The organism is Flagellimonas onchidii (genome assembly GCF_004804315.1).
Classification (GTDB): domain Bacteria; phylum Bacteroidota; class Bacteroidia; order Flavobacteriales; family Flavobacteriaceae; genus Flagellimonas; species Flagellimonas onchidii.
The window spans coordinates 197,019-210,269 of record NZ_SRXX01000007.1 but is presented as its reverse complement, the minus strand read 5'-3'; the positions used below and the strand labels follow the sequence as shown (position 1 = coordinate 210,269).

Below are 13,251 nucleotides of genomic sequence, written 5' to 3'. Positions count from 1 at the left end.
TTGTTTGGCAAGTTCTAATAATCCTAACTTTGGTTTGATGATCTTTTCTTCTGTACTCATCTGACAAATCTAATTTAAGGGTTAAACTAATTTATTAAGATTGTCAGATTAAGTCTTAACTATTACAACTTATAATATAAAAAAGGCCCGATTCAATGAATCGGGCCTTTTTACTTAGAAGGCATATCGTTGCGGTCCTCCACGCCTAATTTCTTCACTGGCGTATGCTTCGTATTTCTTAAAGTTTTCCCTAAAGGCATTCGTTAACTTAAATGCGGTCTTATAATAAGCATCATCGTCGTTCCATGTGGCTCTAGGACTCAAAACACTAGTTGGAACTCCTGGACATTCTCTAGGTTGCGCTACTCCGAAAACAGAATGAATATGATATCTGTCGTAATTATACAGCCCTAATTCACCGCTCATTGCCGCACTTATCATCGCACGGGTATATTTTAACTCCATTCGCTTGCCAACTCCATATGGACCTCCTGTCCAACCCGTATTGATCAACCAGACATCCACTCCGGATTCCTGCATTTTTTTACTCAACATTTCGGCATATACAGCAGGATGCAATGGCATGAAAGGTGCTCCAAAGCAAGCAGAAAACGAAGGTTGTGGCTCTACTACTCCAGCTTCAGTACCTGCCACCTTAGCGGTATATCCCGAAATGAAGTGATATGCTGCCTGGGCAGGTGTTAGTTTAGAAATGGGAGGTAATACCCCAAAAGCATCTGCGGTCAGAAAAAAGATATTCTTTACGTTTTTTCCAATAGAGGGTATTTGAATATTTTCAATATGGTGAATAGGATAGCTCACTCGAGTATTTTGAGTAATTGAAGTGTTTGTAAAATCAACCTCTCCTTTATCATTCATAATCACATTCTCAAGAATGGCTCCTTTTTTTATAGCACCATAAATTTCAGGTTCCTTTTCTTTTGAAAGATCAATCACTTTTGCATAGCAACCTCCTTCAAAATTAAAAACTGAGTTATCAGACGTCCATCCATGCTCGTCATCTCCAATCAGCTTGCGGTCTGGATCAGTGGAAAGTGTGGTCTTACCGGTTCCTGAAAGTCCAAAGAAAATTGCCGTATCTCCTTTTTCTCCAATATTGGAAGAACAGTGCATAGGCAAGGTGTTCTTGAAAACTGGAAGTATAAAGTTCAATGCTGAAAAAATCCCTTTTTTGATTTCTCCGGTATATCCAGTACCTCCAATCAATGCAATTTTTCTGGAAAAGTTAAGAATGGCAAAATTATGCTGTCTAGTTCCATCTATGTCAGCGTTCGCCACGAAACCCGGAGCGTTAACCACTGTCCATTCGGGCTCAAAACCTTCCAATTCATTTTCAGTTGGTCTCAAGAACATGTTGTGCGCAAACATATTTGACCAAGGATATTCATTAATTACCCTGATATTGAGTTTGTAGGCCGAGTCCGCACAAGCATAGCAATCTCTAACAAACAGTTCCTTCTCGTTAAGGTAAGCTATGACTTTGTCATACAGCTTGTCAAATTTTTCACTTTCGAAGGGTATATTAATATTTCCCCACCATACTTTTTCTTCAGTAATCTCATCTTTCACAATAAAACGGTCCATAGGTGACCTTCCCGTAAATTCTCCGGTATTTATGGCCAAAGCTCCCGATGAAGCTTCTTTTCCCATGTCCTTTTCTAACGTAATCTTGTGCAGATCATCAGAAGAAAGCTGATAATGTACTCGATCATGGTTGATTCCGTAAGATTTCAACGAAATCGATTTCGTAGTTGAGTCAGGCGTATTCATCAAGTTAATTTTAAGTTGGGACAAAGCTAGAAAAATATAACATTTTAAACACTGTTTGTTAAGCTAAAAGCCCAAAAACAATAATCCATCAATTCAAAACACCCATCCGTCAATTTTATATCCTCCAGTTCCTTTATTTAATCTATTATTCAGAGATGATAAAACAAAATTAAGATTATGAAAACGACAACATCAATTTTAGCACTGGCTTTTATTTTATTAGTAGGTTGCAAAGACGATACAAAGTCCAACAAGAACGAGAATTCCCAATCTGCTAAGATCTTTAATACCTCCGATTCAACAACAGTATTCAAAGGTGTTATTGCGAATGCTATTTGCCTTTGGCCAAAAGTTGGTTTACGTGATCAACCTGGAAGAAAAAACGCAAAATACCTTGCCACCATTTATTATGGGGAAACTGTTCAATTTCTTAACGAGAAAAAACAAGCAGATGACAATAAGGAATACATCAAACTAAAGTTGTCCGATGGAACGGAAGGTTGGGCCTATGAATATTTATTTGCCATGAGTGGAAAATTGGGCATAGTTGAAAATGCCACAGAACTTTATAAAAGACCAGACATAATGACCTTTGAAGGTGAAAAAATTGAGCCCATTGACATGGTTGTTCTATTAGAAACTGAACAGGAAGGGTGGCATAAGGTTGTAGGTCTAAAAAAAGAGTTGAATGGATGGATTCAAAATACAGATAGCATTCTAACAACCGAGCTTGATGTTAAAATGGGTATTCTTTATTGGCGGGCGCAAGAAGAAACCGGTGTCAAAAAATACGATCTATTGGAAAACATCGTAAACAACCCTGCCTTTAAAAAAGCCAAATTAATCCATCTTGTAAACCAGGAATTATTTGATGAAGAGGGAGAAGTAGCTGTTAATATTGAATTATATGAAGAATATGAGCTTCCCTCAAACAAATTACGTATTACCGCTATGGTCACAAATGTTAGAAGTGAACCGAAAGTAGATGCTGAGAACATTGTTTTTCAAGTAAAACAGGGAGACGTTTGTAATATAATCGCTCAAGGCAGTTCTTTGGAAGAGGTGAACAACAATACGGATCGATGGTACAAAATCAACTATAATGGACAGGAAGGATGGGTTTTTGGCTTCAACACGTCAAAAAGAAGAAACTGACCCATGGTGTCATGCGCTACTCTTCTGTTTTGAAGAGAACATGTAAAAGCCCACAAGGAACCATCCCAAAATCAGGAAAATCCCTCCAATTGGGGTTATAAACCCAATTCTCTTAAAATCGAAGGAAGTCAGTTGATTTAATGCCAATAAATAGATGGAGAACGAGAACATAGCAACTCCAATCAAAACCAAACTGAAAACAATTCTTTTTTGCTTTAGCGCAATTCCATCCCAAATACCCAGAAAAAGAAGAAAAAGGGCGTGATACATTTGGTATCGAACGCCAGTGTTAAAACTTTCTACAGCGGCAGCATCTACTATTTTCTTAAGCCCGTGTGCCCCAAATGCCCCTAACGTAATTGCCAGTAATCCAAGGGCTATAGCTGTAACCAAAATTGTTTTGTTCATAACTTTGTAAAGTTGTTTTTTTAGAAATATAACAATTTGATACTTTAGTGTTCGTTTTAATCAAAAGTAAACAAAACACATGGTTCGTACTATTTTGGTTCTAGGAGCAGGTAAATCCACTTCATATTTATTGGATTATATTCTTGCAAATGCAGAAAAGGAAAATCTTCAGCTTGTCATTGGTGACCTTCATCCAGAGCATATTTCACCCAGTATTTCATCTCACCCCAGCTGCACAGTAGTCGTTTTGGATATTTTTAATGATGATGCCAGAAGAAAATTGATTGCTTCTTCTTCCATTGTGGTTTCCATGTTGCCTGCAAGGCTTCATATCAAAATCGCCGAAGATTGTGTACTACATAAAAAACATTTGGTTACGGCTTCTTATGTAAGTAAGGAAATTGCTGCTTTAAATAAAGAAGTTGAAAAAAATGGACTTGTTTTCATGAACGAAATCGGTCTTGACCCAGGCATTGACCACATGAGTGCTATGGAAGTCATAGATCGTATACGAAGCAAGGGCGGAAAAATGCTTCTTTTCGAATCGTTTACCGGAGGTTTGGTCGCTCCTTCCAAAAATTCAAACCTTTGGGACTATAAATTCACTTGGAACCCTAGAAATGTGGTTTTGGCCGGACAAGGTGGTGCGGCCAAATTTATTCAGGAAGGTACCTACAAATACATCCCTTACCAAAAACTCTTTCGCAGAACAGAGATAGTCGATATTGAAGATTATGGATCTTTTGAGGTATACCCAAATCGTGATTCTTTAAATTACAGAGAGGCTTATGGACTTCAGGATGCATTGACATTATATCGCGGCACCATGCGCCGAGTTGGGTTTTCTAAAGCATGGCACGTGTTTGTAATGTTGGGCATGACAGATGACAGCTATATTATAGAAAACTCGAAAGGAATGTCTTACCGTGATTTTGTGAATCTGTTCCTTCCCTATTCACCTACAGATTCCGTCGAACTGAAGTTGCGCCACTATTTAAAGATAGATCAGGATGATATCCGATGGGGCAAACTTTTGGAACTAGATCTTTTTAATCCTTCCAAAAAAATTCCTATCAAAAATGCAACGCCTGCCAAAATGCTGCAATATATTTTAGAAGATAGCTGGACTTTGGAAGAAGATGAAAAGGACATGATAGTTATGTACCACAAGTTTGGCTATGAAATAGGTGGGAAGAAAAAACAGATTGATGCCAATATGGTGGTACTTGGCGAAAACCAAAGTCATACTGCCATGGCCAAAACCGTAGGGCTGCCAGTGGCCATGGCTACAATTCAAATCTTAAATGAAAAAATCACAACTCCTGGGGTTCAAATTCCCATTAGTAAAGAAGTCTATCGGCCAATCCTTGAGGAATTAAAAACGTATGGAATAACTTTTAAGGAGTTTGAGGTTCCTTACCTAGGCTATAATCCCGATTCGATTGGGAGTTAACTATTTTTAGTTTTTGGGTATCTTTAGCTTCAATTTTGAAGCTTTCGCATGAGAAACACTAACACTTCTGTAAAAATAGATGGAATTGACAAAAAAATACTTAGGTATCTAATGGATGATGCCCGAACGCCAATTCTGGAGATTGCACGGAATATCGGAATTTCAGGAGCGGCTATTCACCAGCGTTTACGAAAGTTGGAAAAATCAGGGTTATTATCGGGATCCAAATTCATTATCAACCCCAAAGTTTTAGGGTATACCACCATGGCCTACATTGGTATTTTTTTGGATAAGGCCATGTCTAACCCAAAAGCCGTCAAAGAACTAGAAAAAATCCCCGAAGTATTGGAATGCCATTATACTACGGGGAACTGGTCTATATTAATTAAAGTGCTCTGCAAGGACAATGAGCACCTGATGCATGTATTAAATAAACGTATCCAACAAATAGAAGGTGTTTCCAGAACCGAAACTTTCATTTCTTTAAATCAACAACTCGACCGACAGATTCAAATTTAATATTTGGATTAAGTCTAAATAACATTTATTTTTGCCCTCATGAAAGTGGTTTATCGGTCCACATATTACACTTTATACCAATCGGAAAATCAACGTTGCTTTTACGTTGATTTTGAACAAAAAGTGGTTCGTATGTCATTTTGCCAATTGTTGGCACTAAGACATAAAGCAATGTCCATTACCATTGAGAATCATTTTGACGGTGATTTGAACAAACATGGTTTTGAACTTTTGCAGCTTTGTAACAAAGAACATCTCTTCATTCTAAACACCTTCGAAGTCCTTGATTTAAAAGAGCTTGTTGAGCACGGATTTGCGTTACTTGGCATTTCTGCGAATAGCAAGACTGTTGCTGCTTGACCCTTGTCACGTTTTCTTATTTTTATTCAGTCTTAAACAGCTTTAAAATAAAGGGTTAGAGGAAAATTTACCGCTCGAATTCCATATTTTTACATTGGAAAATGAATTTTTGAACGATAAAATTTTACCAATGAAAGATATAGCACGACAGTCCATGAGCATTAAGGTGGAATCCATGGATTTGCTCAACAATCAGATAAAAATGGAAGCCCATGCTTCCGCTACATATTTAGCCATGGCATCATGGTGTGAACAAAATGGTTTTTTTACAAGTGCAAAATTTTTTCGCAAACAGTCCGAAGAAGAAAGAGAGCACATGATGAAAATTTTTGACTTTTTGATTGATGTGGGTGGAAGTCCCTATTCACCAGAGGTCACCAATATCAACCACGATTATTCATCCATTATTGAAGTTTTTGAAGCTACATTAGAGCACGAAACGGCTGTGACAAAATCCATACACAATATTGTTTTAAATGCACGCAAAGTGGACGACATTACCACAGAGCGCTTTTTAGATTGGTTTGTAATGGAACAAGTGGAAGAAGAAAACACAATCCGTGATATTTTGGATATGATTGCCATTACAGGTACAGATGGCGTAGGATTACAAGTCATCGACGACCATGTCGGCAACTGGATAAACTAACTAAATCCAACCAAAAAAGAACGGAGCCTCTAGGGGCTCCGTTTTTTATTTGTTCTATTTTCTCCTTGTTAATCCCTACCCCCAAAAACTTGGAAGGCCCAATATACCAATGAAGCCAATGCTCCTAAGGCAGCAACCAAATAAGTTCGTGCCGCCCATTTTAGCGCATCTTCCGCACCGGCATATTCCTGTTGGCTTACCATATTCTTTTGTTTTAACCACGCCAAAGCACGATTACTAGCATCATATTCAACCGGGAGGGTAATAAAGCTAAAGACTGTGGCCAATCCCATCATAATTAGTCCAGCTACAGCTATATAATACCCTAAGCCTACGCCAGCTGCGGCACCAAGCATTAACCCTCCAAAAACAACCCATGTACTCATTCCAGAAGTGACACTTACCACAGGCACCAATTTGGAGCGCATAGTTAACCACTCATAAGCTTGGGCATGTTGTACCGCATGACCTACCTCGTGAGCTGCAACTGCTGCTGCAGAAGCATTGCGTTGATTGTATACCCCCTCACTAAGGTTAACAGTTTTATTTTTTGGATTGTAGTGATCTGTAAGCATTCCTGGCGTTGATATCACTTTTACATCACGAATACCATGGTCGTCCAACATCTTTTGGGCGATTTCGGCTCCACTCATGCCATTGCGGAGATGAATTTTGGAATAGTGCTTGAATTTACTCTTCAAACGGCTGCTGACTATCCAGCTCAAAAGCGCTATTCCACCTATCAATATATAATATGTCATCATAATTGTTTCGTTTTAGTCTTATAAATATACCAACAATACTGCAAAAACCCCGCCATTACCCTAACACTGACAATTTGCTAGTTATTGGTTTTCAGCTTATCGATATTTTGACTTGAGAATGATGACAAAAACAATAAGTATTCCGGTTACGGCATTGGCCAAAACCACAGGAAGGCTACCAATAGCCATGCCATAATATAACCACAGCATAACACCAACGAACATTACAAAATACATGGCCCAAGAAATGTCCTTGGTAGATTTATTCTTCCATGCTTTAAAAACCTGAGGAACGTAGGCAGCTGTTGTCAAAGTAGCCGCTAGTAGACCAATAATTTCGGTAACATCCATTCACTAGAGTATTTATGTCCTACTTAGACAGCGTCAAGTATGGATTTTGTTTTTACCCAACAATATTCACAATCTTCCCTGGCACCACAATTACCTTTTTAGGCGTACGCCCTTGTAATTGCGCTTGAGTCTTTTCATGAGCCATAACCGCGGCTTCTATATCATCTTTGCCCATATCCAATGGCAGTTCCAACTTAAAGCGCATTTTCCCATTGAAGGAAATTGGATACTCCTTACTGCTTTCCACAAGATACTTTTCTTCAAACTTTGGAAAGGAAGCTTCTGAAATGGATTCATCATGACCCAATTTTTCCCACAGCTCTTCCGCAATATGTGGCGCATAGGGCGACACTAAAATAACCAATGGCTCCAAAATGGCTTTGCTGGTGCATTTTTGGGCAGTCAATTCATTCACACAGATCATAAAGGTGGACACCGAAGTGTTGAAGGAGAAGTTTTCAATATCTTCTTCCACTTTTTTGATGGTCTTATGCAAGGTTTTCAAATTGTCGGCTGTCGGTTCTTTGTCTTCAATCGCGGCATATAGCTTCCAAAGTTTTTTAAAGAAAGAATGCACTCCGGTAATACCCGCCGTGTTCCACGGTTTGGATTGCTCCAATGGGCCAAGGAACATTTCGTACAAACGCAACGAGTCCGCCCCGTATTCCTCACAAATGGCATCGGGGTTTACAACGTTGTATTTGGATTTTGACATTTTTTCGACCTCTCTTCCAACAATATATTTCCCATCTTCAAGAACGAATTCTGAATCTTTATATTCAGGTTGCCATTTTTTGAAAGCTTCAATATCTAGTTCATCCGAAGCATTAACCATTGACACATCTGCGTGAATAGGAATAACATTGTGGTTGGCTTTTAGGCCTTTTGAAAACACCTTATTGGAATCTAAATCTTTATATACAAAAGCACTCGTTCCAGTAATCATCCCCTGATTGATAAGCTTCTTTGCAAACTCATCTTTTGGAGCAATACCTTTGTCAAACAAGAATTTCTGCCAAAAACGAGAGTATAACAAGTGTCCTGTGGCATGCTCACTACCACCAATATAAAGGTCTACATCTTGCCAATAACCAATGGCTTCCTGGGAATATATTTCCTTGTTATTTTTAGGGTCCATGTAACGGTTAAAGTACTGGGAACTCCCTGCCCAACCGGGCATGGTATTCAATTCTAGTGGAAAAACCGTCTCGTTATTAATCAACTGATTATTGACCACTGTGCATTTTTCTGTATCCCAAGCCCAAACCAAAGCATTTCCGAGTGGAGGCTCCCCTGTTTCAGTAGGAAGATATTTTTCCACTTCGGGTAATTCCAACGGCAAATGTTCATCAGCAATCATCTGTGGCATTCCATTCACATAATAAACAGGAAATGGTTCTCCCCAATAGCGCTGACGACTAAAAACAGCATCGCGAAGACGGTAGTTGATCTTGCCTTCACCCTGGCCGATCTTTTCCAACTCTTCAATGATTTTCTTTGTGGCATCTTTATAGGAAAGTCCATTCAAAAAATCAGAATTGGCAATAATCGTGTTCGCTTTATCGGCAAAAGCTTCTTCAGAAATATCAATTCCCTCAAAAATATTTGGAATTGGAATATCAAAATGCTTTGCAAAATCGTAATCGCGCTGATCCCCGCAAGGAACCGCCATTACGGCTCCTGTTCCATAACTGGCCAACACATAATCGCCAATCCAAATAGGGATAGGCTCTTTGGTAAATGGATGTTCGACATAGCCCCCAGTAAATACCCCTGAAATGGTTTTTACATCAGCCATACGATCACGTTCTGAACGTTTGGCCGTAGCTTCAACATAGGCATCCACCTCAGCTTTTTGTTCTAAAGTTGTGATTTTGGCCACAAGTTCATGCTCAGGAGCCAAAGTCATAAAACTCACCCCGAAAATGGTATCCGGTCGAGTGGTAAAGACAGAAATAATATCATCGGAACCTTTAACCTTGAATTCAACATGTGCCCCTTCGGACCGTCCAATCCAGTTGGTTTGGGAATCTTTCAAAGGTTGCGGCCAATCAATCGTATCCAATCCATCTAGCAGACGTTGCGCATAAGCAGCAATGCGCATCATCCATTGTGTCATTTTCTTTCGAATCACAGGATATCCTCCTCGTTCCGAAACCCCATTCACCACCTCATCATTGGCCAGAACGGTTCCAAAGGCCGGGCACCAGTTCACTTCTGCATCTGCCAAATATGTCAATCTATACTTTAAAAGGATTTCTTGTTTGGTCTTATCTGAAAAACTTGTCCAATCTTCGGCGGTAAACGCTGAAACATCGTCATCGCATACGGCATCAACAACTGCATTACCTTCTTTTTCAAATATTGAAATCAGGTTTGAAATATCCTCGGCCTTATTTGATGTTTTATTATACCAAGAGTTGAACAACTGGATAAACACCCACTGCGTCCATTTGTAGTATTTAGGATTTGATGTGCGTACTTCCCTATCCCAATCAAATGAAAAGCCCAATTGGTCCAACTGCTCCCGATAACGCTTGATATTGGTTTCAGTTGTTATTGCCGGATGCTGTCCAGTTTGGATAGCGTACTGTTCGGCAGGAAGCCCGAAGGAGTCGTATCCCATTGGATGCAACACGTTAAAACCTTTGTGTCTTTTATAACGGGCGTATATATCACTCGCGATATAACCAAGAGGATGCCCAACATGCAATCCAGCTCCCGAAGGATAAGGAAACATGTCCAGCACATAATATTTTGGTTTGTCCGAACCATTATTAGCTTTGAATGTTTGGTTTTTTGCCCAATACTTCTGCCATTTGGCCTCGATTTCCCTGAAATTGTAATTCATTTTATATCTTACTCCTTTGATTTGGCAAAAATAGGTTTAATCACGCAAAGCGAAAAAGATAAAATGCGTGTCCTGAAATGCCCCAAATATGAGAACCATTGCGTAAAATCCCCCTTGTATTTTCCATATTGTATTTTGGATTGTGCGCATATCACGTTGAAGCACAATTAGGCTTTTGCAATGGTAACTCCGGAGATCCTATTTTTACAGAAACCTTTGGTGCCGGAGTCGGCAATGGTCCGGCTTTACCTGCTGGATCTACCACCTACACTTATGTCAATGGCCAACCCTTTGATGGTAGTTACACCATAGCCAGCTCCACCCCCTATTTTGATTGGTTCAACATCGATGACCATACATCTGGCGACTCTAATGGAAAAGCCTTTATTGTGAATGCAAGCCATACTCCTGGCGAATTTTTTAGGCGCACTATTGACGGACTTTGCGAAAACACATCTTACGAGTTCTCCTCGTGGCTCATGAATCTGTTACCATCCACATCGGGTTGTCCGAATGGAGGCATTCCTATAAATGTTAAATTTCAAATTTGGGATGACACAGACACCAATCTACTGGCCTCTGGTGATACGGGGAACATTTTTGGAAGTACATCCCCGACTTGGAAACAGTATGGATTGGTATTTCAAACACAGCCTACACAAACTTCAGTTATTCTAAAAATGCTCAACAATGGAGCAGGGGGCTGTGGTAACGATCTGGCTATTGATGACATAGTGTTTAAAACCTGTGGGGACAGCATTACGTTAACGGATGAACAGGACAACACCATGATACGAGGGCTGTGCCAAGAAGATGGCCCTACTTCCATTGTATTAGACGCCAATCCAGATTTTTCAGTATATAACACACACTTCTACCAATGGCAAGAAAGCACTGATTCCGTTGCTTGGACAGATATCGTAGGTGAAACCAATCAAACCTATACAACCCCTTTGATTTTTGGAAATACCTATTATCGTGTGAAAGTGGCTGAAGATGCAATTAATGTTTCCAATTCAAAATGCAATACCGTTTCCGATGTTTTCAGCGTCGTTGTTGAAGGAAAACCTGTTTCACCGATTTCTGGAGGGGACGTTGCTTTTTGTGAAGGAGAAAACGGAATCGTCACCGCGTCCGTACCAGATGGGATAACCATAAATTGGTATGATGCTCCCATTGGAGGAAATCTATTGGATGCGGGCACTTTGTCATATCAAACTCCTGTAAGTGGCACTTATTATGCCGAAGCGGTCACCAAAATTGCAGGATGCTTTTCCGATACCAGAACTGCAATTTCAATCACTTATAACGCTTTGCCTGTTTTGCAAGATGAAGCACTAGTTTTATGTGAAGGAGAAAGCCTTACCTTATCAGCTGACCTTTCCAATATGTCCTATTTGTGGAACACTGGGGAAACCACTCAAGAAATATCTATTGATAGTCCAGGGACTTATACGGTTAAAGTGACTGACGGAAATAGTTGCAGCTCGACCAAAACAATAGAAATCAAACAAATTGACAAACCTGTTGTTGAAAGTATTGTTTCAAACCATAGAGATTTGACCATTTTTCTTGAAAATTCTGGGAATTTTGAGTATTCCCTAAATGGTTTTGATTATCAAGATAGTCCTTATTTCGAAAATCTACAGGGGGGAATTTACACAGCATATATCAAGGAAAAAACGCTTTGTGGAGCTGTTAGCCATCCTTTTGTCCATTTGGTCATTCCCAAGTTCTTCACTCCGAATGGTGATGGTTATAATGACAGTTTTAAACCTGAAGGTATAGAAGGTTTCAATGATTTTGAGATTAGTATTTTTGATCGCACCTCAAAGCTTATTGCCCAATCAACAAGCACAAGCTATTCTTGGGACGGCACCTTCAATAATAAACCATTACCCGCTTCAGACTATTGGTATACAGTAAAAATTGGGGAATATCTCTTTAAAGGACATTTTGCACTGAAGCGCTAAACCTATAACAAAAACTAAAATACTTCCAGAATAAAGAATTATTAAGTTTATTGTTATATACTTTTCTATTTTTACGTACTGATTTTACCCTATGGCCCAATATATTGAACGATATCAGCGTAGAAAGCTTATCTCTTCCTATTTCTCCGTGGTCTTAAGTATTGCCCTCGTGCTTTTCTTACTAGGGGTATTGGGACTTTTGGTACTAAACACAAAAAAACTGGCTGATCATTTCAAGGAACAAATAACAGTTTCAGTTTTTCTAAAGGACAATGCTAAACCTGTGGAGATTGAACAATTGCAAAAAAGTTTGGCCATGGCCGATTATACAAAATCGGCAAATTTTGTATCAAAAGAAGATGCTGCAGAGGAATATAGTGAAGACATTGGTGAAAATTTTATTGAGTTCTTAGGGTATAACCCACTTAAAAACTCCATTGACGTAAATTTAAAGGCCGACTATGTTTCACCCATCCAAATTGGAGAAATAGCGGATGAGCTTGCCGCCAAAACTTATGTAGACGAAGTAAGCTACGATAAACCCTTGATTTCATTGCTCAATGACAATGTCAAAAAAATCAGTCTTTGGATTCTGATTGCCTGCGCTGTGTTCACACTTATAGCAGTGCTTTTAATCAATAGTTCAATAAGGCTTTCCATTTATTCAAAAAGGTTTATAATAAAGACTATGCAAATGGTTGGAGCCACTAAAACATTTATACGAAAACCCTTTGTATGGACTAATATAAAACTAGGAATGTTCGGTGCTGTAATTGCACTTCTTGCTCTGGGAATAGTGCTGTATTACGTGAACGCAACATTTCCTGAATTGAACATCTTTCAAGATATGGTTGTTCTAATAATTTTGTTTATCGGCATTTTCGGGCTTGGAGTGCTAATTTCTTGGTTAAGCACCCATATTGCAACACAACGTTTCCTGAATTTAAGGACAGATGATCTTTATTATTAACTTTACA

General features: G+C 39.2%; 12 protein-coding genes. 7 read left to right on the top strand and 5 right to left on the bottom strand.

Annotated elements, in window-relative coordinates; all coding sequences use genetic code 11:
* Positions 1 to 174 precede the first annotated feature (174 nt).
* Positions 175 to 1,791, bottom strand: a complete 1,617-nt coding sequence (gene pckA / locus E4661_RS09810) for a phosphoenolpyruvate carboxykinase (ATP) (RefSeq protein ID WP_136466781.1) — start codon at positions 1,789 to 1,791, stop codon at positions 175 to 177.
* A 177-nt stretch (positions 1,792 to 1,968) separates the two neighbouring features.
* Here pckA and E4661_RS09805 point away from each other — a divergent pair, with 177 nt between their 5' ends.
* Positions 1,969 to 2,946, top strand: coding sequence for an SH3 domain-containing protein (locus E4661_RS09805; protein WP_136466779.1), 978 nt, complete (start codon positions 1,969 to 1,971; stop codon positions 2,944 to 2,946).
* A gap of 9 nt (positions 2,947 to 2,955) precedes the next feature.
* On the opposite strand, the gene E4661_RS09800 is transcribed toward E4661_RS09805, so the two are convergent.
* Entirely contained in the window at positions 2,956 to 3,354 is a 399-nt protein-coding gene (locus E4661_RS09800; RefSeq protein ID WP_136466777.1) for a DUF423 domain-containing protein, read from the bottom strand.
* Positions 3,355 to 3,433: 79 nt separating this feature from the next.
* Here E4661_RS09800 and E4661_RS09795 point away from each other — a divergent pair, with 79 nt between their 5' ends.
* The 4 genes from E4661_RS09795 (at position 3,434) to E4661_RS09780 (ending at position 6,335) form a co-directional block, all read left to right on the top strand.
* Complete coding sequence (locus E4661_RS09795; protein WP_136466775.1) at positions 3,434 to 4,807, top strand: saccharopine dehydrogenase family protein; 1,374 nt, start codon at positions 3,434 to 3,436, stop codon at positions 4,805 to 4,807.
* A gap of 48 nt (positions 4,808 to 4,855) precedes the next feature.
* Entirely contained in the window at positions 4,856 to 5,326 is a 471-nt protein-coding gene (locus E4661_RS09790; protein WP_136466773.1) for an Lrp/AsnC ligand binding domain-containing protein, read from the top strand.
* Between the two features lie 39 nt (positions 5,327 to 5,365).
* Positions 5,366 to 5,686: a hypothetical protein gene (locus E4661_RS09785; protein WP_136466771.1), complete on the top strand. Its 321-nt coding sequence runs from the start codon at positions 5,366 to 5,368 to the stop codon at positions 5,684 to 5,686.
* A gap of 130 nt (positions 5,687 to 5,816) precedes the next feature.
* Positions 5,817 to 6,335 (top strand): ferritin, encoded by a 519-nt coding sequence (locus tag E4661_RS09780; protein WP_136466769.1) that lies wholly within the window; start codon positions 5,817 to 5,819, stop codon positions 6,333 to 6,335.
* Positions 6,336 to 6,403: 68 nt separating this feature from the next.
* Here E4661_RS09780 and E4661_RS09775 read toward each other — a convergent pair whose 3' ends face one another.
* The 3 genes from E4661_RS09775 to leuS all read right to left on the bottom strand — a co-directional run bounded on the left by E4661_RS09775 (position 6,404) and on the right by leuS (position 10,301).
* Entirely contained in the window at positions 6,404 to 7,099 is a 696-nt protein-coding gene (locus E4661_RS09775; protein ID WP_136466767.1) for a zinc metallopeptidase, read from the bottom strand.
* A 96-nt stretch (positions 7,100 to 7,195) separates the two neighbouring features.
* A complete protein-coding gene (locus E4661_RS09770) occupies positions 7,196 to 7,450 on the bottom strand; it encodes a SemiSWEET family sugar transporter (protein ID WP_136466765.1) in 255 nt (84 codons plus the stop codon).
* Between the two features lie 52 nt (positions 7,451 to 7,502).
* A complete protein-coding gene (leuS, locus tag E4661_RS09765) occupies positions 7,503 to 10,301 on the bottom strand; it encodes a leucine--tRNA ligase (protein WP_136466763.1) in 2,799 nt (932 codons plus the stop codon).
* Positions 10,302 to 10,399: 98 nt separating this feature from the next.
* Here leuS and E4661_RS09760 point away from each other — a divergent pair, with 98 nt between their 5' ends.
* Positions 10,400 to 12,274 carry a T9SS type B sorting domain-containing protein gene (locus E4661_RS09760; RefSeq protein ID WP_136466761.1) on the top strand — a complete coding sequence of 625 codons (1,875 nt, stop codon included), beginning with the start codon at positions 10,400 to 10,402 and terminating at the stop codon, positions 12,272 to 12,274.
* A gap of 91 nt (positions 12,275 to 12,365) precedes the next feature.
* Positions 12,366 to 13,244 carry a cell division protein FtsX gene (locus tag E4661_RS09755; RefSeq protein WP_136466759.1) on the top strand — a complete coding sequence of 293 codons (879 nt, stop codon included), beginning with the start codon at positions 12,366 to 12,368 and terminating at the stop codon, positions 13,242 to 13,244.
* Positions 13,245 to 13,251: the final 7 nt, after the last annotated feature.